Here is a 22605-nt window from a genome sequence, read left to right as displayed (position 1 = left end):
CAGATGCAATTTCTCTGGGCAGGATTGGGGTTACTATGCGTTGCGCTTGCCATGATCGGAGTCGCTCTGCCGCTGCTGCCGACGGTACCATTTCTTCTGTTGGCCGCGTTCTTTTTTGCCCGCTCATCGTCACGGCTGCATAACTGGTTGCTGAGCCATCGAACCTTTGGCCCTATGATCGTCGATTGGCAAAGCTCTGGCGCGATCAGACCCGGCGCAAAAAAGGCGGCCACCCTTTCGGTTGCCGCCGTATTTGGTTTATCGGTTCTACTGTCGGTTCCTTCTCACGTCCTGATCATTCAGGCCATTGTGCTCAGCGCTGTGATGCTCTTTATCTGGACCCGACCTAACGGCTGAGCTTCGCGCACAGATCATCCAACTGATCCAGGTTCTCATAAGCCAACACAACCTGCCCGGATTCAGATCCGGCCTTATGGTTGATCGTCACCTTCATCGCCAGAATCGCAGACAAATCCTTTTCAAGCGCTCGGGTGTCTGCGTCCTTCCCAGCATTCAGGTTTCTGGATTTCGGAGCCGGCTTATCCGCTCCACCTTGCTGCTTTTTCACTAATGCCTCGGTCGCACGCACCGAAAGGCCCTCACGAACCACCTGTTTCGCCAGCTCCGATGGGTTTTCTGCCGTGATCAATGCCCTTGCATGACCGGCGGATAATTTTCCTTCTATTACAAGGGATTGTACATCCAATGGGAGTGACAAAAGACGCAGCAGATTAGCGATATGGCTTCTGCTTTTACCAAGCGCTTCGGCCAGCTTTTCTTGCGTGTGACCAAAGCGATCCATCAATTGCTTAAAGCCTGCCGCCTCTTCCACCGCGTTCAGATCTGCGCGCTGAATGTTCTCGATAATCGCGACCTCAAGCACTTCGGTGTCATCAAATTCGCGAACAATAACTGGGATATCATGCAGTTGCGCCATCTGCGCAGCACGCCAGCGCCGTTCACCCGCAACGATTTCGTATTGGCCACCATCGATGCTGCGGACAATCAGCGGCTGGATAATACCCTTTTCCTTGACCGAGGCCGCAAGCTCATCCAATTGCTCTTGCGCGAAACGGCGGCGCGGCTGATCTGGGTTCGCCTGCAGTTTTTCGATCGGTACCGTGAGATCCGGACGGCGGGGTTCAGATACAATCCGACCGTCAGCTTCTGGTGCGACATCAGCCATCAACGCAGATAGCCCGCGACCTAATCCTCGGGGTTTTCCTTTCCTGGCATTCATGTTGCCCTCCTCACGGCCACTTAAATGGCTACCTTGTTGTTCTTGTGCATAACCTCTCGGGCGAGATACCGGTACGCCATCGCCCCGAGCGAACCCGAATCATATTGCAGCACAGGAAGCGCGTAAGATGGTGCTTCGCTGACCCGCACATTTCTGGGTATCTTGGTTTTAAATACCATCTCACCCAGATTGTCACGCGCATCCTTTTCGACCTGACGGGACAAGTTGTTGCGGTTGTCATACATCGTTAACACAACACCTTCGATTCTGAGGTCAGGATTGGCGGTCTGACGAACCTCGCGAATGGTCAACATCAATTGTGACAGGCCTTCCAGCGCAAAGAACTCACTTTGCAATGGTACAAGGACGGAATGCGCTGCTACCATTGCGTTTACGGTGAGCAGGTTCAAGGACGGCGGACAATCAATCAGCACAAAGTCCAGATCGAAAGCATCAATTGCAGTCTGTCGAAGCGCGTCATGCAGCAAATAACTGCGCTTTTCATTCGAGATCAGCTCAATATCTGCCGAGCTGAGATCTACGGTCGCTGGAACCACAAAAAGATTACCGATCTCGGTCTCCTGCACCACAGCTTCCAATGGTGCATCGTCGAGAAGAAGATCATATGTCGTCCAGTCGCGATCTTCGACCCCTAGACCCGTAGAGGCATTTCCCTGAGGATCGAGATCGACCACAAGAACCTTGCATCCGGCCTCGGCCAAGCCGGCTGCCAGATTGATCGCTGTAGTGGTTTTCCCGACCCCGCCCTTTTGATTGGCAACCGCGATAATCCGAGGCCCAGCAGGACGAGACAGATCAACCACGTGCAACTCCTTTGATTTTCAGGATAACGGCTTGGGGTTCTGTTGAACTCTTAATGGGTTCAGCCTCGAATTTCCATTCTTTGCGCGCATCTTCCAGCTCTTTTTTCCAGGTTGCGCCTTTTGGCAACAACGCTGTACCGTTTTTACTTAAATGCCTGTCACAAAATGACATTAGAGTGGTCAGATCAGCCAGAGCCCGAGCTGAAAGCACGTCTGCATGCAAGGGATCAATGGCTTCAATTCGACGAGAGATCACGGAACAATTGGCGCCACTCTCTCTGGTCACACTTCGAAGAAATGCGGATTTACGTTGGTCGCTTTCGACCAATGTGAAACGCGTTTCAGGCGCAGATTCAATTGCCATGATGGCGCAAACCATGCCTGGAAAGCCGCCTCCGCTGCCTAAATCCACCCAATGATCTACGCGATCTGCGTTCTGAAAAACTTGAATGGAATCCTTGATATGGCGGATCCAAATCTCTTCAAGACTATTTCTTGAAACCAGATTGATTTTTGGATTCCATTTTTCAAGCAGAGATACATAGATCACCAGGCGTTCGAATGTTTCACGTGAAACATCCAGAGCCTCCGCAGAAACGGCGTTCTGATAACTCATGCTTTTCTGGCTTTCACATCGCGCCTGAGCTTCGCCAGGACGAGGGTTAAAGCTGCAGGCGTGACACCTTCAACCCGACTCGCCTGCGCAATATTCGCAGGCTTCGCCTGCGATAGCTTTTGCTTCATTTCATTCGACAGACCATCAAGCGCAAAATAATTGAAATCCCGAGGAATTTCATGCGCCTCATCGCGCCTCATTGCTTCGACATCCCGTTGTTGGCGCGCAATATAGTTTGCATACAAAGCATCGCGCTCGACCTGACGGCGAATTTCATCGTCTGTATTCTGTAGATCGGGTTCGAGTAAAACCATGTCTTCAAACGATACTTCTGGAAAAGCAAGAACCGCCATTCCATCGCGCCGGTTTCCGTCCTGATTTATGCTGATACCAGCTTCGCGAATTTTCTTTGGCGTATATGTGGTCTCTGTCAGTTTATTCTTTGCTTTTACAAGCTTTTCTGATTTCTCAGCAAAAACCTTGCGGCGGTGCTCACCCACACAGCCCAGCTGTTCGCCAATCGGGGTCAGTCTTTGATCTGCGTTGTCAGCGCGAAGTGATAGGCGAAACTCTGCACGGGATGTGAACATCCGATAAGGCTCGGCAACGCCTCGAGTTGTCAAATCGTCTATCATTACGCCAATATAGCTGTCTGAGCGTGTAAAATGTATTGGCGCACGCCCCTGTGTTTCCAGAGCTGCATTCAAACCCGCAACGAGGCCTTGCGCGGCCGCTTCCTCATATCCTGTGGTCCCATTGATCTGTCCTGCAAGATATAGACCAGGAACATCGGGCACAGACAAAGACGCAGATAGAACGCGCGGGTCAACGTAGTCGTATTCAATCGCGTATCCGGGTTGTAGGATTACCGCGTTTTCCAATCCTATGATGGATTGGACATATTCGACTTGTACATCTTCGGGCAAAGACGTTGAAATCCCGTTTGGGTACACCGTATGATCCCGCACGCCTTCTGGTTCCAGAAATATCTGGTGTGACTCTTTTTCCGCAAATCGGACGATTTTGTCTTCGATTGAAGGGCAATATCTGGGACCAACACCATCAATATGACCTCCATACATTGCTGATCGCGATAGATTTTTCTCGATTATTCCGTGCGTCTGAGCATTGGTATGAGTTATTCCACAGGCAATTTGCGGCGCCGTCACCGCTTGGGACATGAATGAAAACAGTGTTGGCTCTGCATCGCCATCCTGTCGTTCAAGTATATCCCAATTTATGGTTCGTCCGTCCAACCTCGGTGGCGTACCTGTTTTTAGTCGTGCCGTAGGCAAATCAAAGGCATCAAGGCGTTCAGCCAGCCTGATCGATGGGCGATCCCCCATGCGGCCACCTGGTTTTGAAACGTCCCCTATGTGGATCACGCCGCGCAGAAATGTACCCGACGTCAGGATAACTGTCTGCGCGGGGACCTCGGAATCATCTGCCAGTTTAACACCGGTGACGCGGTCGCCATCCATTAGGAAATCAACCACTTCCCCGGTAATCACCGACAGATTGTCTTGTTTTTGCGTTTCCCCCGCCATTGCTGCCCGATAAAGGGCTCGATCCGCCTGCGCCCTCGGCCCTTGAACGGCCGGTCCTTTACGCCGATTCAATAGACGAAACTGAATACCGGCACGGTCCGCCACGCGCCCCATTACGCCATCTAGTGCATCGATCTCGCGGACTAGATGCCCTTTGCCCAACCCACCTATTGCTGGATTGCAAGACATGACACCGATGTCCCGTTCGGAAAGAGTGACTAGTGCTGTGTTCGCACCCATCCGTGCTGCAGCATGTGCGGCTTCTGCACCTGCATGTCCGGCACCGATGACGACAACATCAAATTTCGAATGTTTCACGTGAAACACTCCCTATTTTCCCAGACAGAAACTTGCGAAGATTTCATCCAAAAGGGTCTCGACATCAATCCTGCCAACCAGAGACTCAAGCGACCGAATGGCCGTCCTTAGTTCTTCAGCAGCTATATCATACATATCTGGGCCTGATTCCAGAACAGCTTGCGCAGCGGCAAGAGAGTCAGCTGCTTTTGTCATCGCAACGCGATGGCGTTCCCGCGTTGCAATACCATGACTAGCAGTTTGGGCTATCAATACACGCGATATGTTGTCTATCAGCTGGTCAATCCCCTGCCCGGTTTTTCCTGATATGCCGCCGGCAGAAGGCCCACGTAGGTCAGATTTTGGCAGAACATGAATGTCTTCCGTCTGCCTCGGTACACCTAAGTGATCAGGGTCATCCGTCAGAAACACCCGCAAATCAGCGGCCTCTGCCCGCTTGCGCGCCAGTTCAATTCCAAGGTTTTCAACGTGATCTTCGGTCTGTCTCAAACCAGCCGTATCCAACAGCGTGACAGGCAGTCCGTCCAAATCCATGCGAACTTCGATTACATCGCGGGTTGTCCCGGCATATTCTGAGGTGATTGCGGCTTCCCGCCCTGCCAACGCATTCAGCAAGGTCGATTTTCCTGCGTTCGGAAGACCAACTATGGCGACCTCAAAGCCGGTGCGAATGCGCTCGGCGATCCGAACACCTTTGGCTTCTTGGGTCAATTCGGCCATCACACCAGAGATCAACGTCCGAACCTCAGGTGATACATCTGTCGGCACCTCTTCATCAGCAAAATCAATCACGGCTTCCAACAAGGAGGCCGCGCGGATCAGATCACGCCGCCAACCTTCTGCTAATGTGCCCAAAGCACCAGCCAAAATCGTCTGCGCTTGTTTCCGTTGTGCTTCGGTTTCTGCATCAATCAGATCAGCAAGGCCTTCGACCTGCGCCAGATCCATCTTGCCGTTTTCCAATGCACGACGCGTGAACTCACCAGGTTCGGCCAGCCGAAGATCGTCCATATCCGAAAGAGAGGTCAGCACAGCGTTGACTGACGCCATACTTCCGTGAATCTGAAGCTCGGCCACGTCTTCGCCGGTAAAGCTGGACGGGGCCTGAAACGTCAGAACCAAGCCCTCATCCAACCGCGATCCATCCGACGCGCTGAGTGTTCGTACTGTCATTCCACGCCTTGGCAGGCCCCCGCCAGACAACTCATTGGCGGAGGCATATGCCTGCGGACCAGAAAGCCTGATCACAGCCACGCCTGCTTTGCCCTGGGCGCTGGCCAGGGCGAATATCGTATCCATTGATAGCCCCCGCGTCAGTGCCAGAACCTTGTCAGGTGTTCATTGAATCGAAGAACTCGCCGTTCGTCTTGGTTTGTTTCAACTTCGACAACAGGAACTCGATTGCATCTGTTGTGCCCATCGGATTGAGGATGCGGCGCAGAACGAATGTCTTGGCCAGATCACCCTTGTCGACCAGCAGATCCTCTTTCCGGGTGCCGGATTTGAGGATGTCGATTGCCGGGAACACGCGTTTGTCTGCGATCTTACGATCCAGAACGATTTCCGAGTTACCGGTGCCTTTGAATTCTTCGAAGATCACTTCGTCCATCCGGCTGCCGGTGTCGATCAGGGCGGTGGCGATGATGGTCAGCGATCCACCTTCTTCGATGTTCCGCGCAGCACCAAAGAAGCGCTTGGGCCGTTGCAGAGCATTTGCATCCACACCACCGGTCAGAACTTTACCCGAAGATGGCACCACAGTGTTGAATGCCCTACCAAGTCTTGTTATCGAATCGAGCAGAATAACAACATCTCGTTTATGCTCGACCAGGCGCTTGGCCTTTTCGATGACCATTTCCGACACGGCCACATGGCGAGTCGCGGGTTCATCAAAGGTCGAAGACACAACCTCACCCTTCACCGAGCGTTGCATGTCGGTCACCTCTTCCGGGCGTTCGTCGATCAGCAGGACGATCAGATAACATTCCGGGTGGTTCTGCTCGATGGAATGCGCGATGTTCTGCAGGATCACCGTCTTACCAGTCCGCGGAGGCGCCACGATCAGCGATCGCTGACCTTTACCAATCGGCGAAACCAAATCGATCACGCGAGCAGACTTGTCCTTGATGGTCGGATCTTCGATTTCCATCTTCAGACGCTCATCCGGATACAGAGGCGTCAGGTTGTCGAACAGAATCTTGTGTTTGGCCTTGTCCGGATTTTCAAAGTTGATCTTGGTGACATTTGTCAGCGCAAAGTAACGTTCATTCTCGTCAGGCGCTTTGATCTCACCTTCAACCGTATCTCCAGTGCGCAGCGAATGCTTGCGGATCATGTCAGGCGAAACGTAAATGTCATCCGGTCCGGGTAGATAGTTCGCTTCGGGCGAACGCAGAAACCCGAACCCGTCTTGCAAAACCTCCAGCACGCCGTCGCCACCGATGGTCCAGCCCTCATCCGCACGTTCGCGCAGAATCTGAAACATCATCTCGCCCTTGCGCATGGTTGAGGCGTTTTCGACCTCAAGCTCCTCGGCCATGGCCAGAAGGTCTTTGGGGCTTTTGGCCTTCAGATCGGCCAGATTCAGGGATTCAGTTGTCATGATGATACGAACCTCGGCCGCTTGGATCGCGGCACCAGAGTGGAATTTCAGAACGGAAGATACCTCGCCCGGACGGGCGCGTTACGCGTTAGATAAGCGCTTACCTAAGAAGAGTCAAACAGGCCCTCAGAACTTCACAACGACCGCTAGAACGATAACAACCATTAGAACGGTCGGAACCTCATTCATCATGCGGTACTGCCGCCCAGTCAGCTTATTTCGCCCCTCAGCAAAGTCCTTGCGCCGAGCCATAAGCCAATGGTGAAACCATGTCATGCCGATCACTGCTGCGCCTTTGACCCACGGCCAGCTCCAATCCCATCCGACAATACCAGGCGTGAACACCATGATCAGCCCGCAAACCCAGGCCACGACCATTGCGGGGCGCATGATCACACGCAGCAGCTTTTCTTCCATTTCAAAGAAAATCTGTTGCGCACCCTCTACGGCTTGCGCCTTTTCAACGTGATACACGAACAATCTGGGCAGATAGAATAAACCAGCCATCCATGAAATCACGGCCATGATGTGCAGCGATTTCACCCAAGGGTATATTGCGAAAAGAATATCGGTCATTGGGTATTCCGGGCTTACCTGAAACCCTCCTAATAAAAAAAATAAGAAAGAAAAAGGATGATGGTTTTGTAGGGAGGTCAAATTCGGTGGATTACTTTTTTGTCCTGCCTTTTTCCCCAGGTGGAAAAAGTGAAGCACATCGGCGCAGAATCTGTTGATCAAGAAAAAAAATTATTAATAACAATAAATTATGAGATAAAAGCTCGGGCTGAATTGTGGATAACCATTGGAACAATCCGGGACGGGATGCTTATCCGAGTATTCCAACTTATCCTTGTCCCGTCTGGACAGGATCCGGGCGACTCGGGGAAGTCTTGCGCCAAATTCCCGGGGTTGCGTGTCAACCGGAAAGCCATACAAACCATTCGAGACTACTCATTGATTTGCACACGGGGTTTTCCACATGACTGTCCCCATAGTCCTTGCCTCAGGGTCCGTGATCCGCGCGCAGTTGCTCAGAAACGCAGGCGTCCCGTTTTCGGTTCAGATCGCGCGGGTGGATGAAGACACAGCCAAACGCGCCCTGATGGCTGAGGGAGCTCCGCCCCGTGATGTTGCCGATGCGCTTGCCGAAATGAAAGCACGTAAGATCAGTGACAAAGTGCCCGGCACTATGGTTATGGGTTGCGATCAGGTTCTGGATTTCGAAGGTCAGATGCTGTCGAAGCCGGAAACGCCGGAAGAAGCACTGGCGCAGCTTAAAGCAATGCGCGGCAAGCGACATATGTTGCTGTCGGCGGCGGTGATCTATCAGGATGGTGAGCCCATCTGGCGGCAAGTCGGTCAGGTGCGTTTGCGGATGCGGGCCAGCTCGGATGCTTATTTACGTGATTACGTGGCGCGGAACTGGGACAGTATTCGGCACGCAGTGGGGGCTTATAAACTGGAAGAAGAAGGCGTGCGCCTGTTTGCTACCATTGACGGCGACTATTTTAATGTTTTGGGTATGCCCCTGTTAGAGTTGCTCAATTTTCTGGCCGCAAAGGGAGTAATCGATCAATGACGGAGCATCGCGTTCCTCTGGCCGGCGTGATTGGGCAACCCATTGCACATTCCCGCTCGCCAAAACTGCACGGGCATTGGCTGAAAACCTATGGATTGGTGGGGCACTACATCCCAATGGATGTCGCCCCGGCCGATCTGGAAACCGTTCTGCGGACACTACCCAAGGCTGGGTTTGTTGGGGCCAACGTGACTGTACCGCATAAAGAGGCTGCTTTGCGGTTGGCGGATCATGTCTCGGACCGTGCCTCAGTCATCGGGGCGGCAAATACGCTTGTATTCCGCGAGGATGGTTCAATTCACGCGGATAATACGGATGGCTACGGGTTCATGGCCAATCTTCGCAGCGGTGCGCCCGATTGGAACCCGCAGGATGGGCCTGCGGTTGTATTTGGTGCGGGCGGTGCTGCGCGGGCGGTGCTTCAAGCGCTGGCAGAAGCCGGAGTGCCTGAAATCCTGTTGACCAACCGCACCCGCACCCGTGCGGATCATTTGAAGGAAGAGTTCGGCCAACGGATTACGGTCGTTGACTGGGTGCAGGCGGGAAATGTGATCGAAGACGCAGAACTAGTCGTGAACACCACGTCTTTGGGTATGCAAGGGCAGCCAGAGTTACGCGTTCCACTGGATGGATTGCAACCCGGCGCTGTTGTCACCGATCTGGTATACGCGCCGCTTCAAACGCATCTGTTACAACAGGCGGAAGAGGTTGGATGTACAACGGTCGACGGGCTGGGAATGTTGCTACATCAAGCTGTTCCTGGGTTTGAACGTTGGTTCGGTGTTCGCCCCGAAGTGGACGCTGAAACCCGCGCGGCGGCCTTGGCATGAGTTTTGCGCTGGGGCTCACCGGATCAATCGGTATGGGCAAGAGTACGACCGCTCAGATGCTTGCAGATGAAGGCTGTGCGCTTTGGGATGCGGATGCTGCGGTGCATCGGCTCTATGCAAAAGGCGGTGCGGCGGTTGAGCCCATGCGGATTACGTTTCCTACCGCCATTGCCGAGGATGCGGTCAGCCGGGATGCGTTGAAGCAAATCATTGCGAATGATCCTGACGCGCTAAAAACAATTGAAAAAATCGTACACCCTCTGGTAGCGGCGGATCGCGCCTCATTTCGATCTACCTCGTCCGCCGATATCTTGGTATTCGACATTCCGCTGTTGTTTGAAACCGGTGGTGATGCGGCGATGGATGCTGTTGCTTGTGTTTCAATCTCTGCTGAAGAACAAAAAAGACGGGTCATGGCGCGCGGCACGATGAATGAGGCGCAGTTTGAGCAGATTCGCTCCAAGCAAATGCCAAACGAAGAGAAATGCGCGCGGTCGGATTTCGTGATTGTCACGGATACCCTGGACCATGCTCGCGCTCAGGTGCAGGATATCGTCAGGCAGATACGGGCAGGGTTGGCAGATGCGTGAGATTGTACTCGATACCGAGACCACAGGGTTTGATCCCGAAAGCGGCGACCGGATCGTCGAGATCGGCGCGGTTGAGCTGTGGAACCACGTTGCCACAGGAGAAACTTATCACGTCTACATCAACCCTGAGCGTTCTATGCCGGAAGAGGCATTTGGTGTGCATGGCATCGGCCCCGACCTGCTGGAAAACCCGCGCCCGCCGGAAAAAGGCGAAGTCACGCTGAAGGACAAACCTGTCTTTGCCAAGGTTGGGCAAGGGTTTCGCGAATTCGTGGGTGACGCCAAGCTGGTGATCCACAACGCTTCGTTCGACATGAAGTTTCTGAACGCCGAACTGGGCTGGATGGGGGTGTCGCTGATCCCGATGGATCAGGCAATCGACACGCTGGCCATTGCCCGCAAACGGTTTCCGGGATCACCCGCTTCGTTGGATGCATTGTGCCGCCGGTTTGGCATCGACAATTCGAACAGGGTGCTGCACGGCGCGCTGCTTGACTCGGAAATTCTGGCCGAAGTGTATCTGGAGCTGATCGGAGGCCGTCAGCCCGACTTTGGATTGTCAACGTCGGCAAGTGCAGCGTCTGGCGGTGGTGAGGAATGGCGCCCGACAGCGCGACCCGATGCCCTGCCATCCCGGATCACCGAGGATGAGCGCGCAGCACATCAGAAATTTGTTGAAAAGCTGGGCGAGAACGCCCTGTGGACCCGCGCCTGACCCGAACCAGACGCGGACCAAAACCTTAGGCGTCGGTTTTTTGCTCTTGTGCGGCCGCCTGACGGCGCGCCAGTTCGTTGCGATAGAGCGCCACGAAATCAATGTTATCCAGGTTGACCGGCGGGTAGCCACCGTCGCGTGTGATGTCGCTGACGATGCGGCGCAGGAACGGGAACAGCATGCGCGGGCATTCGATCATCAGGAACGGATGCATTTGATCTTCGGGCACACCTTCCACGTGGAACAGGCCGCAATAGTCGATTTCGCACAGGAACAGGACGTCTTCCAGGCCCTTGGCCTTGGATGTCAGTTTTAGCTTGATCGAGACTTCATACTGGTGCTCGGTCGTGCGTTTCTTTGCGTCCAGATTGACCTGAACTGAAATCTCGGGCTGTACGTCGCCTGAGACGCCTTTTTGCGCCATGACGTTTTCAAAGGACATGTCGCGAATGAACTGTCCCAGAACGCGCATCTGGATCTGAGGGGCTGCCTGTGCGGCGGTGTTTTCTGCAGGGCTTTCGTCAGCCATGAAACTTCTCCGGAATTGAAATTCGGCACTGCTTAGCAATTTGGGCCGGATAGCTCAATGCTGGTGCGGGCCTTCCACCCACTTAGACGGCTTTCCGGAGTTCTGGCGAGGGCGAACCTCGGTGAATTCGCCATCTATCACATCGTCCTGATCAAACGGGTTTGGCCCCGACCTGAATTGTGCGCCGGTGCCCATTTGAAAATGCGTGATGGTCGCCTTGGACTTGAGATAGCGGAACACTGCGACCCGGATGCCGGGAACAAGCAGCGCAAAACCAATGGCATCGGTGAAAAACCCTGGTGTCAGCAGCAAAACACCGGACAGCAAGATCATCGCCCCATGGGCCAGCGGTTCGGTTGGGTCGTCCAATTCGGCAAAGGATCGCTGCAAATTCGCCAGCGCCATGCGACCTTGTGTCCGCACCAGAACCGTGCCCAGAACGGCGGTCAGAACCACGATTGCAAGCGTCGGCCAAAGCCCGATCAGACCGCCAACCTGGATAAACAGGGCGATCTCGATGATCGGAACCAATAAAAAAGCCAAGAACAAGTACATTTGCGGTATCCTTTAGCATGGTCCGGGCTGTGGACTTGGCCCCGACTGTCACCTACATAGTGGCAGAGGGCAGCGTATACAAAGCCCGGGTTCTGAAAAGAGGACGAAATGAACTCACCCCTGATCCAGCTTCTGGTGCTGGCCGGAATTGCCATTTTCCTGATCCTGCGCTTGAAAAGCGTGTTGGGTACACGCGAAGGTTTTGAGAAACCGCCCCTTCAGCAACAGCCTGATACCAATGGCGCGCGCCGTGATTTCGAAGTGATTGAAGGCGGGCCAGATCACGACATCACCGACCATGTGGCCGAAGACAGTGAACAGGCGCAAACATTGGCCGCAATGAAGCGGGTCGAACCCAGTTTTTCTGTCAGCGAATTTGTACAGGGCGCGCGCGGCGCCTATGAGATGATCGTGATGGGCTTTGAAAAGGGCAATCTGGACGAAATCCAGCCGTTCCTGTCCGAAGAAGTATTCGACAGTTTTGTATCGGTTGTTGCGGATCGCGAAGACAAAGGTCTGACCATCGAAGCCGAATTCATCGGGGTGCGTGAAACCACTCTGGTCGATGCGACCTTCGATAAGGATACCAATCAGGCCGAGATCACCATGCGCTTTATCGGTGAGCTGACGTCGGTCGTGCGCGATCGCGGCGGGGATATTGTCGAAGGCAACCCGAACACCGTCAAACGCCAAAAGGACAGCTGGACCTTTGCCCGTGTCATGGGCGCGGACGATCCGAACTGGCTGCTTGTTGCCACGGACGCATGATTGCAGCGCTCCGGTCGCTATTTCTGGGGGTCGTCATGACCACTGCCAGCGCCGCCGGAGCCGAGGCGACGCGATCCATCCTGTCATTCGATGACCTCGATGGCTGGGCCGCCGACGATCACGGGGCGGCCCTTTCGGTTTTTCTGAACACCTGTGGTGATCTGGACGATCCTGATTGGCAGGCGCTGTGTGGCGTGGCTCAGAGTTATGAACCTGGCGCGGCGCGGGCTTTTTTCGAGCTGTTCTTTCGTCCTGTTCTGGTCGAAGACGGCGATGACGCCCTGTTCACCGGATATTTTGAACCTGAACTGGATGGGTCGAAAACCCCAACTGACAAATACCGCTATCCACTCTACCGGATGCCGCCCGAGGCGCGAGAGGCGGGCAAGTGGCTCAGTCGCCGTGACCTGCTGACCGGTGACGCCCTGACAGGTCGGGGCCTTGAGATAGCGTGGGTCGATGACCCTGTTGAGCTGTTCTTTCTGCAAATTCAAGGCTCGGGCCGGATACGTCTGCCCGATGGCGGTGCATTGCGGGTTGGATATGGCGGTGCGAATGGGCATCCCTATCGCTCGATCGGCGCGGAACTGGTCCGACGGGGTGCGCTGGGCGCGCACCAGGTCAGCGCGCAGATGATCCGGACCTGGGTACGCAAAAACCCTGAAGCCGGGGCTGAGCTGTTACTACACAACCCTTCGTATGTTTTCTTCCGTGAAGTGACGCGTGTCGCGCCCGAGTTCGGGCCGTTAGGCGCCATGAACCGCTCAGTGACCACGATGCGCAGTATCGCGGCAGATCCGGCTTATACACCTTTGGGCGCGCCAGTTTGGGTAGAAAAGGATGGCAAAAACCCGCTGCGCCGATTGATGATCGCACAAGACACCGGATCGGCGATCAAGGGTGCGCAACGTGCCGACATTTTCTTTGGCACAGGGGATGATGCCGGGCAGGCCGCCGGTCGCTTGAAGGATCCCGGCCGTATGGTTGTGCTGTTGCCGATCCAGAGGGCCTACGCCCTGTTACCGGATGAGTTCTGATGACCCGGCGCAAACTGACTGCGGATGAGATCGATTTGTGGCGCAAGGTGGCCAAACAGGCTGAGCGTTTGCACCCCGAACTGCCTCAGACTGTGCACCCCACTACCTTGCCCAAGCCCAAACCGACCAAAACGCCCAAGGCGCGGATAGAAGCCTTTGAACTGGGTCAGACTGCGCCAACCAAACCGTCACGGAATAACCTGAAGCCATCGATCACCGAAGGTTTACGGACAAATCCGGTGCAGATGGACACCAAGTCTTTTGGTCGCATGAAACGCGGCAAGCTCAAGCCCGAAGGCAAGCTGGACCTGCACGGGATGCGCATGAGCGCAGCCCATCCCGCATTGGTTCGGTTCATCCTGACCGCACAGGCACAGCGCAAACGGCTGGTGTTGGTCATAACCGGCAAGGGCAAGGACCGGGACGAACCGGGACCCATTCCAACACCGCGTGGGGTCTTGCGCAATCAGGTGCCCCACTGGTTATCTATTCCACCACTTGCACAAGCGGTGCTGCAGGTAACACCCGCACATATCAGCCATGGCGGCGATGGCGCCTATTACGTTTACCTCAGGCGCGTCCGTTAGTCGGATCGCTGATTCTAGCTTGTCCGCATGAACCGGATTCGCACGCGAACCCTGCCCTTACCCCTACTGGTTTATTGTTTCTGCAGGTCCCGCAACCCCGGTGATAATCTGCCGGCGCAATGAAACTTCGTAGCCTTGTCCAAGGCTTGCGAGGTTGTGCTTAACAACACAACCAGAACGGTACGGCAGACAATCGCCGATCCCATCTGATTGCATTGACCCAGCGGTTTCCGATTGCTTACCCTACGTAAAGCACCCCTGTGGCGCTGATATTTTTATGACGAATTTATGGTGGCCGAATGTTAGGCTCCACTGCCATTTCCCGACCTCAAAGGTCGGAAGCATCCGCCATTTCAGGTGACAATGGCGCCAACAAAGATGTGCTGTCGCTTAATCTGCCGAAAGGCGGTGGCGCGATTTCTGGTATTGGTGAAAAGATTACCTCGAACCCGGTGACCGGGTCTGCGTCCTTGACGATTCCGGTTCCTGTCAGCCCCGGGCGCGGTGGTTTCACACCAGAGCTGCAACTGAGCTATGAGGCTGGCACCAGCAGCGGCATATTCGGCTTTGGATGGTCACTTTCGCTGCCCGAGATCACGCGCAAAACGGAAAAAGGCCTGCCCCGATACGACGATGCCGCCGGATCGGATGTCTTCCTGATTTCTGGGTCTGAAGATCTGGTGCCGCTGCTCGATTCTCAGGGGGCACAATGGGAAGATCGCGCGCGGTTTCCAGGTGTGACCATCCACAGGTTCCACCCACGGATCGAAAGCACTTTTGCCCGCATTGAGCGGTGGACAGACGAGGCGTCGGGTATCGCGCATTGGCGTGTCACGTCGCGCGAAAACGTCACTTCGATCTATGGCGCGTCAGGCCTATCAAGGGTGGCAGACCCGGACGACCCCGCCCGTGTATTTCGCTGGTTGTTGTCCGAGACCTTTGACGACAAAGGCAACGCCATCCGATACGAGCATGTCGCCGAAGACGCAGTTGGCATCGATCAGGCGCAGGCGCACGAAGCCAATCGGTCCCGCACAGCCGAGCGGTACCTGAAACGCATCCGCTACGGCAATCGAGTCTCTCGTTTGGTTGATCCGGATGTGAATGCAGCTGGATGGCTGTTCACGGTCGTATTCGATTATGGCGAAGACCACCTGTTGCCAATCGCACCTGATCCCAACGTGGCGGCGGACGCGCAGCATGAGCTTGTCCATGCATCCGCTGATCCCGGCCGAAATTGGCAAGTGCGCCCGGACCCCACATCAAGCTACCGCGCGGGCTTTGAGGTTCGGCGCTATCGCCGCTGCCATCGAATTCTGACCTTTCATGATATCCCCGACTTGCCGACGGGCGAACCGGGCTATCGCGGTCTCGTGAAGGCAACCGAGTTTTCCTATGACGATTTCACCCCTCCCGGTGCTGATACTGATGACGAGCGTCAGCACCCCGGCAGTACGCGCTATGGCTCATTCCTCATGGCGGTCGCGCAGTCGGGCTTCGCTCCGGACGATACGGTTGCACCGCTCGATGTGAACGGAGCCACGTTCCTCGCCTACAGACGACAGGCAATTCCACCGGTGGAATTCACCTATAGCCGAGCTGAAGTGAACGATATTGTGCACGGCCTTGACCGCGAGCAGACCGAAGGTGCTCCGGCCGGACTTACCGATCCGGCAAACTGGGTTGATTTGGACGGTGACGGTGTTGGTGGAATTTTGACTTCGACCCCAGGTGCCTGGCATTACACTCGCAACCTTGGACCAATGAATGGAACGGCGCGCTTTGCTGCCCCCGTGCTGGTTGCCGAACGGCCTGCATTTGCCGAGTCAGGTCAATGGATGGACCTTGCCGGGGATGGTCGCCCGGATCTGGTGGTAATGGACCGGACAACCCCGGGGTTCCATGAGCGCGACGCGCAATCAGGTTGGTCCGACTTCCGCGCGTTTGAATATTGGCCACATGTAGATGCGTCCAATGACAGCATGAAGATGGTTGACCTGACAGGCGATGGCCTTGCAGACATTCTTCTGACCGAGGACACCGCTTTTGTCTGGCACCCCTCTGAAGGCGAGGCCGGGTTTGGCCCCGCGCGCAGGCAAGCGCAGCCATGGAACGACACTGACGGACCCCGACTTGTGTTTTCCGATCCTGAGGCTGCAATTTTTCTGGCGGATATGTCCGGCGACGGATTGTCTGATCTGGTTCGTATCCGCTGTGGTGAAGTCGCCTATTGGCCCAATTGCGGATATGGGCGTTTCGGCACCAAAGTGGCGATGGACGACGCGCCACAATTTGATCGCCCCGAAATGTTCGACCGCAGCCGCCTGCGCCTGACGGATATCGACGGCTCGGGCACCACCGACATTGTCTATCTGGGTGCAGAAGGTATCGACCTCTATTTCAACATGTCTGGCAACCGGCTTGCACCGCGTCGACGCCTAGGGAATGTGCCGCCGCTTGATACCGAAACTTCGGTTGATCTGCTCGATCTATTTGGAACGGGCACCGCCTGTCTTGTGTGGTCCTCTACTTTGTCCCGCGACGCAGGTCAGCCACTGCGTTACGTCGATCTGATGGGCGGACAAAAACCGCACCTCATGACCCGATATGTCAACAATTTCGGTGGCGAGACCGAATTGCGCTATGCCTCGTCGTCGCGGTTTTACCTGCAAGACCTTTATGAAGGACGTCCTTGGGCCACGCGCCTGCCGTTCCCGGTGCAGGTGGTTGATCGCATCGTCACACATGATCGTGTGGCGCAAACCCGGTTCGTATCTCGCTTTGCCTTTCACCATGGTCATTTCGACGGGGTCGAACGCGAGTTTCGCGGGTTCGGCATGGTCGAACAATGGGACACCGAGGAATTCGCAGCGCTCTCGTCAGATGCGCTGGGGCCACTGGCATCAAACGAAGACCCGGCATCTCATGTTCCGCCCGTCCTGACCAGAACATGGTTTCATACTGGCGTGTATCTCGACCAAGGTAGTCTGCCCGATGTCTTGGCTGGTCTGCTTGATGGGCAGGATCGTGGGGAATACTGGCACGCACCCGCTTGGCGTGACGACGATGTTGAAGCGCGGCGGCGGCTTTTGCCCGACACGGTGGTGCCACCCGGATTGACAACCGAAGAAACACGCGAGGCTGCGCGCGCGCTTCGCGGCACGGTGCTGCGGCGTGAAACCTATGCGCTCGATGGCAGGGCGGAGCCCGGCTATCCCAATGGTCACCCCTATCAGGTGGTCGAGCAAACGCAGACTGTGCATTTGCTGCAGTCCCGTGGACTCAACCGTCATGCCGTGTTTCTGACCCATGCCCGGGAAAGTCTAACCGCGCATTATGAGCGGATCCCCGATGACCCGCGCCTTCAGCATCAGGTCATACTGGAGGTTGACCCGTTTGGGACTGAACTGCGCCGCGTCGATGTCATGTATGGCCGGCAAACACCTGATCCGACGCTGACGCCTGAAGATCAGGTGCGTCAGGCGCAGTTACATGCGGTATTACACACGCGGCGCGTCACGGACCTGATCGCGACAGATCAAACCTACCGCGCCCCGGTGTCATGTGAAGAACAAAGCTTTGAGCTTACCGGCTTAAGCCCAGCGCAGGGTACGCGTTTGTCCTTTGATGAGATCGAGACAGAGGCGAACGCTGCAGCCGATCTTGCTTATGAAGCGACCCCAACCGCGGGTCAGGTGCAGCGTCGTCTGATCGAACACCGCCGTCAGTACTTCAGGGAAGATACGCTGACCGGCCCACTGCCGCTAGGCCAGTTGGGTAGTTTGGGGCTTCTCCATCAAAGCTTCCAACTGGCCTTCACGCCGGGTCTTGTCACGCAGGTTTATGGAGGCCGCGTTGGTGCGGCCGAGATGGCGCAGGCGGGATACACCGAGATTGACGGCGACGGCCAGTGGTGGCGCCCATCGGACCGTCAGCTTTTGTCGCCCTCAAGCGGTGATACGCCCGCGCAAGAGCTGGCATTTGCACGACAGCATTTCTTTCGACCACATCGCCTGCGGGACCCGTTCCATCAGCCTGCGACACATACGGAAACAACAGCCCGCTATGACGCTTTCGACCTGCTGATCGAGGAAACGCAGGACGCATTGGGCAATCGCATGTCGGCAGGGGTACGCTCGACCGGTCCAGCTGGCGCAATCACCGAACGCCGACAGGATTATCGCGTTTTGCAAGCCTCGGTATTGACCGATGAGAACGGCAATCGCAGCGAGGTGACCTTTGACGCCTATGGCCGCGTGACCGGCATGGCCCGAATGGGCAAGGTCGATGGGCCCGACGAAGGTGACAGGCTGGATGGCTTTGATCCGACACTGGTGCCTGCAGCACGCACCCAAGTGCTGACTAATCCGCGTGGACCTGAAGCTCTGGCAGCACTTGGGCGCGCGACAATGCGTTATGTTTATGATCCCTGGGCCTATTATCACTCTCGTGGGGATCCTGTCCCATCACCCGTCATCGGTCTTTCCCTGCATCGAGAGGTTCACGACAGTGATCTTTTGCCGGGTCAAACCACCCCGTTCCTGGCCGAACTTACCTTTACAGATGGGATGGGGCAGGAAATTCAACGCAAGATTCAGGCCGAAGACGGTCCGGTCCCAACGCGTGATGGCTCGGGGAACATCCTGTTGGGTCCTGATGGTCGACCGGTTATGTCCGCATCGCCGTCGCCACGCTGGGTCGGTACCAGCTGGCAAGTGCGCAACAACAAAGGCAATATTGTTCGACAGTTCGAACCGTTCTTCACAGATCGCCCGACCTATGAGTCCGACATCCGCATCGGTGTAAGCCCAATTTTCTTCTACGACGCATTGGGCAGAGAGATCGGGATTTTGAATCCCGATCATACATGGAGCAAACACCGGTTTTCTGTTTGGGACCAGACGACATGGGACCCGGGCGATATTGTACTGATTTCGGATCCCGCCCAAGACCCCGATCTTGGCGACCATTTCCGCAGGTTGCCGCAGGCTGCCTATTTACCCACTTGGCACGCGCTGCGCACTGATCCGGCGCAAGCGCAGGCGTTGGCTACCCGTTTCCCCGATCCCGAAGACCGGCAGCGCGCCACTGAGGCTGCATCGAAATCGGCGCTTTATGATGACACACCGATGCGGGCATTGGCGGATACCCGTGGTGCGCTGATCGCGCGCCTCACCACGAACCGCACGCTCTACAGCAACACGGCCCCGGGCACCCTACCGACCGAGACACTCCACCGCGTTGCGACCGAAATCGATATCGAAGGCAATACGCGCCGAACCTGGGATGAGCTTGGGCGCGAGGTTCAGCGTACCGCTTTCGACATGCTCAGCACCGCCATTCGGACCGACAGTATGGAGGGCGGTACCCGTTGGCGGCTAACGGATGTAAGTGGCGAAACGGCGTTTACGTGGGATGCGCGCGACCACCGGCTGCGCCACGAATTCGATGTATTGCGCCGACCCATCGCCACTCATCTAAGCATCAATGCGGGTCCTGAGCTGCGGATCGATGAAACGATCTACGGAGAATCGCTGCCGACGCCCGAAGCCCTGAACCATCGCAAACGCATTGCGATCAGCCGCGACCAATCCGGCACGATGGAAATTTTGGCCCATGATTTCAAAGGCAACCCAATCCGCAGCCAGCGGCAACTGGCGCAGGAGTTTCGCACCACGCTCGATTGGGCCGCACCCGTGGCGACTGAGCCCGAGATTTTCGCAGGGCAAACCCGCTTTGACGCGCTGGACCGTCCGGTCCAACTGGTGCCGCTGCAACCGCAAGGGCCGGGCGCGCGCATCCAGGTTGTGCAGTACCGCTATAACCCGTCCTCGCGGCTTGATCGGGTGGACACCTGGCACGCACGACCCGCGGCACCTGACACTTTATTGGATCCCGCCACTGCGGATCATGCCGCGGTCACAGGCATTGCATACAACCCTTGGGGCGACCGCGAACGCATCACCTATGGCAACGCGGTTGAAACAGAAATCCTACATGATCCGTTGACCCGTCTCACCGAACGCATCATCACCCGGCGCGATGCAATCGGATTTGGCTCGGACTGTCCGACACCGCCAGTTGCAGGCTGGCCAGGATGCCACTTGCAGGCGCAGCACATGATCTACGATGTGTCTGGCCACGTGACCCACATCCGCGACAGCGCGCAACAGCAGATCTTTTTCCGCAATCGCCGTGTTGATGCTTCTAACGACTATACGTTTGATGCCCTGCATCGTTTGATCGAGGCGACGGGCCGCGAACATCTGGGCCAGCAAGGCGGCGCACCCGGTGCCCACAGCTATAACGATGCCGCGCGAACCCGGCTGCCACACCGCAGTGATGGTTTCGCCCTTGGCCGTTATCTTGAGCGTTTTCACTATGACATTGCGGGCAACTTGATTGAGATGCGCCACCGGGGCTCTGATCCCGTGGCGCCCGGTTGGACGCGGACCTACACCTATGGCGAGGACAGCGATCTGGCCGCGGGGGTATCCTCGAACCGCTTAAGTCAAACATCGGTCGGTGCCTTGAATGATATCATCAGTCAGGGCGGCGATGGCTATGACGCGATGGGTAACATGTTGCGGCTTTCCCACCTCGATCAGATTGAATGGGATCACGACAACCAGCTGCGTATGTGTCGCCGTCAGGCAGTTGGACCGGGTGATACGGACGGCCTTGCCCATCAGGGGGACCGCACATTCTTTGTTTACGCATCTGACGGGACCCGCATCCGAAAAGTGACAGAAACCGTTGCAGGAGCCATCCGTCGCGAGACGATCTCGCTGGGCGGGTTCGACATTATCCGCGAACCGGGTGCAAACCCGCGGACCCGAGAGACCCTGCATGTGGGGGACGAAGCTGGCCGTATTGCATTGGTTGAGACGACGATCGCCGGTGGTGCGGTCAGCCGCGTCATTCGTTATCAGCACAGTAACCATGTGGGCAGTGTGGGGATCGAACTGGACGAGAACGGCAATGTTCTGTCTTACGAGGAATACAGCCCCTTTGGCAGTACCACCTATCAAGGCGTTGCCACCGCTGGCCTAGGTCCGAAACGTTTTCGATATACCGCGATGGAGCGGGATGCCGAAACCGGGCTTAACCATCATGGTGCCCGCTATGCCGCCCCTTGGCTCGGCCGATGGATCAGCGCCGATCCCATCGGAATTGAAGGCGGGCTGAACCTTTATGCCTATGCCTATAACAACCCGGTAACGCTCAACGATCCCGAGGGCACTGCGCCGCCCACTGTGCCCAACGGAGGCCTTGAAGTTGCATCGTTGCAGAAGGGTCTTGAGACGCTTGATGCGCTGGCGACTCAGGTCAGGAACACCGAAGGCAGCGTGCAGGAGTTCGCCCTTATCAAAGAGAACAACACGTTCAAGATATTGAAGGGCACGGCCACCAAGCCCGAGGTCTCGATTCCAAAGGGAACGACGGCTATCGCACACACGCACCCGCCCACTGCCATGGTTTCCTTTGCAGACGTCAACACCACCCATGCCCAGGGTGTGAAGGTCGCCGGAGTCAGGTCTCACCTGGTGGCGCATGGCAACGGCAATTGGACGCTGATCGAGATCCCGAAACAGGGAAACGGAATGTTGACCTCATTCGACACCAATACCGGCATGATAAAGGGCACCGTGCAAGTCTACCGCCCGGGCGCTGCGCCTGACACTGCGTCGATGGTGCAAAAAGTCGACACCATGAACATGGTGAACAAGCAAGGCAAAATCACCTCAATCTCCAAGCTCGCCAAAGCAATGCGGGGTAGCAAGGCAGTGTCGCAGACCCTGTCCGGGGGCCGCGCCATCCTAGGGGTCATGGGCCGTGGGCTCATGGTGATCGGTATGGCGGCCAGCGGCATTCAGGTTGGCACAGGGATCACTCAAATCGCCGAAGGCGAGACCGGCGTTGGCACTGCAAATGTGGTCGAGGGCACGGCCTCGGGCACTCTCAACGTGGTCTCGGTGTCGGGCAAGCTCGTCACGGGTGGTGGTGCCGGATCGGTCCTTGCCGCCGGGCTCGCAGCTTTCGGCTCAATTGCACTGGCCGGAACCGAAGCTCGCTCCGCAATCAAAGGCGAAAAAACCGCCGCGCGCGAAGCGGCCGATTATTGGGTGGACGAAATCGATGCAGGCCATCGTCAGGGCGGCGTTGGCGGCTTCTTCCGACGGTCCGCTGGTTACCTTGGCCTGGGCGCGGCAGGCACGATGTCGATCCTGCAAGGCCAGGGCATCAAAGGCCATTTGAAATGGTGAA

At 56.2% G+C, this 22605-nt stretch carries 18 protein-coding genes; 9 read left to right on the top strand and 9 right to left on the bottom strand.

Annotated elements, in window-relative coordinates; genetic code table 11:
- Window positions 1-3: 3 nt before the first annotated feature.
- Complete coding sequence (locus ACR0MP_RS19360; protein ID WP_170408799.1) at window positions 4-357, top strand: YbaN family protein; 354 nt, start codon at window positions 4-6, stop codon at window positions 355-357.
- Here the strand turns inward: ACR0MP_RS19360 and ACR0MP_RS19355 are convergent.
- The 7 genes from ACR0MP_RS19355 to hemJ form a co-directional block, all read right to left on the bottom strand.
- A complete protein-coding gene (locus tag ACR0MP_RS19355; protein ID WP_170408800.1) occupies window positions 347-1240 on the bottom strand; it encodes a ParB/RepB/Spo0J family partition protein in 894 nt (297 codons plus the stop codon). The two genes, ACR0MP_RS19360 and ACR0MP_RS19355, sit on opposite strands and share 11 nt — an antisense overlap.
- Window positions 1241-1260: 20 nt before the next feature.
- Window positions 1261-2064: an AAA family ATPase gene (locus ACR0MP_RS19350; RefSeq protein WP_170408801.1), complete on the bottom strand. Its 804-nt coding sequence runs from the start codon at window positions 2062-2064 to the stop codon at window positions 1261-1263.
- Complete coding sequence (gene rsmG / locus ACR0MP_RS19345) at window positions 2057-2680, bottom strand: 16S rRNA (guanine(527)-N(7))-methyltransferase RsmG (protein ID WP_170408802.1); 624 nt, start codon at window positions 2678-2680, stop codon at window positions 2057-2059. The genes ACR0MP_RS19350 and rsmG overlap by 8 nt, the downstream gene beginning before the upstream one ends.
- Window positions 2677-4545, bottom strand: a complete 1869-nt coding sequence (gene mnmG, locus ACR0MP_RS19340; RefSeq protein ID WP_170408803.1) for a tRNA uridine-5-carboxymethylaminomethyl(34) synthesis enzyme MnmG — start codon at window positions 4543-4545, stop codon at window positions 2677-2679. The genes rsmG and mnmG overlap by 4 nt, the downstream gene beginning before the upstream one ends.
- 12 nt (window positions 4546-4557) lie before the next feature.
- On the bottom strand, window positions 4558-5844 hold the full coding sequence (gene mnmE / locus ACR0MP_RS19335) for a tRNA uridine-5-carboxymethylaminomethyl(34) synthesis GTPase MnmE (RefSeq protein WP_170408804.1): 1287 nt from the start codon (window positions 5842-5844) through the stop codon (window positions 4558-4560).
- A gap of 31 nt (window positions 5845-5875) precedes the next feature.
- Window positions 5876-7147: a transcription termination factor Rho gene (gene rho, locus ACR0MP_RS19330; RefSeq protein WP_170399438.1), complete on the bottom strand. Its 1272-nt coding sequence runs from the start codon at window positions 7145-7147 to the stop codon at window positions 5876-5878.
- Window positions 7148-7273: 126 nt separating this feature from the next.
- Window positions 7274-7723 carry a protoporphyrinogen oxidase HemJ gene (gene hemJ / locus ACR0MP_RS19325; RefSeq protein ID WP_170399440.1) on the bottom strand — a complete coding sequence of 150 codons (450 nt, stop codon included), beginning with the start codon at window positions 7721-7723 and terminating at the stop codon, window positions 7274-7276.
- A gap of 403 nt (window positions 7724-8126) precedes the next feature.
- On the opposite strand from hemJ, the gene ACR0MP_RS19320 reads away from it, so the two are divergent.
- The 4 genes from ACR0MP_RS19320 to dnaQ are packed head-to-tail and all read left to right on the top strand — an operon-like array spanning window position 8127 to window position 10861.
- Window positions 8127-8726, top strand: coding sequence for a Maf family protein (locus tag ACR0MP_RS19320; RefSeq protein WP_480887613.1), 600 nt, complete (start codon window positions 8127-8129; stop codon window positions 8724-8726).
- Entirely contained in the window at window positions 8723-9556 is an 834-nt protein-coding gene (locus ACR0MP_RS19315) for a shikimate dehydrogenase (RefSeq protein WP_170399446.1), read from the top strand. The genes ACR0MP_RS19320 and ACR0MP_RS19315 overlap by 4 nt, the downstream gene beginning before the upstream one ends.
- Window positions 9553-10146: a dephospho-CoA kinase gene (gene coaE / locus ACR0MP_RS19310; protein ID WP_170737260.1), complete on the top strand. Its 594-nt coding sequence runs from the start codon at window positions 9553-9555 to the stop codon at window positions 10144-10146. The genes ACR0MP_RS19315 and coaE overlap by 4 nt, the downstream gene beginning before the upstream one ends.
- Complete coding sequence (gene dnaQ / locus ACR0MP_RS19305; protein WP_170399452.1) at window positions 10139-10861, top strand: DNA polymerase III subunit epsilon; 723 nt, start codon at window positions 10139-10141, stop codon at window positions 10859-10861. Before coaE ends, dnaQ begins: the two co-directional genes overlap by 8 nt.
- A 25-nt stretch (window positions 10862-10886) precedes the next feature.
- Here dnaQ and secB read toward each other — a convergent pair whose 3' ends face one another.
- Together secB and ACR0MP_RS19295 are read right to left on the bottom strand one after the other, a co-directional pair.
- Entirely contained in the window at window positions 10887-11390 is a 504-nt protein-coding gene (gene secB / locus ACR0MP_RS19300; RefSeq protein WP_170399455.1) for a protein-export chaperone SecB, read from the bottom strand.
- A gap of 54 nt (window positions 11391-11444) precedes the next feature.
- Window positions 11445-11945, bottom strand: coding sequence for an FxsA family protein (locus ACR0MP_RS19295; RefSeq protein WP_170399458.1), 501 nt, complete (start codon window positions 11943-11945; stop codon window positions 11445-11447).
- Window positions 11946-12053: 108 nt separating this feature from the next.
- On the opposite strand from ACR0MP_RS19295, the gene ACR0MP_RS19290 reads away from it, so the two are divergent.
- The 4 genes from ACR0MP_RS19290 (at window position 12054) to ACR0MP_RS19275 (ending at window position 22604) form a co-directional block, all read left to right on the top strand.
- A complete protein-coding gene (locus tag ACR0MP_RS19290; protein WP_170399461.1) occupies window positions 12054-12713 on the top strand; it encodes a Tim44/TimA family putative adaptor protein in 660 nt (219 codons plus the stop codon).
- Complete coding sequence (gene mltA, locus ACR0MP_RS19285; protein WP_170408811.1) at window positions 12710-13750, top strand: murein transglycosylase A; 1041 nt, start codon at window positions 12710-12712, stop codon at window positions 13748-13750. Before ACR0MP_RS19290 ends, mltA begins: the two co-directional genes overlap by 4 nt.
- The gene (locus tag ACR0MP_RS19280) at window positions 13750-14337 is read left to right on the top strand and encodes a Smr/MutS family protein (protein ID WP_170567303.1); all 588 of its coding nucleotides are present in this window, start codon (window positions 13750-13752) and stop codon (window positions 14335-14337) included. The genes mltA and ACR0MP_RS19280 overlap by 1 nt, the downstream gene beginning before the upstream one ends.
- 299 nt (window positions 14338-14636) lie before the next feature.
- The gene (locus ACR0MP_RS19275) at window positions 14637-22604 is read left to right on the top strand and encodes a SpvB/TcaC N-terminal domain-containing protein (protein ID WP_480887611.1); all 7968 of its coding nucleotides are present in this window, start codon (window positions 14637-14639) and stop codon (window positions 22602-22604) included.
- Window position 22605: the final 1 nt, after the last annotated feature.

It is taken from the genome of Ruegeria sp. K3 (assembly GCF_056531845.1).
Note: the sequence above shows the minus strand (reverse complement) of the source record. Positions and strands in the feature narration are given on the sequence as shown.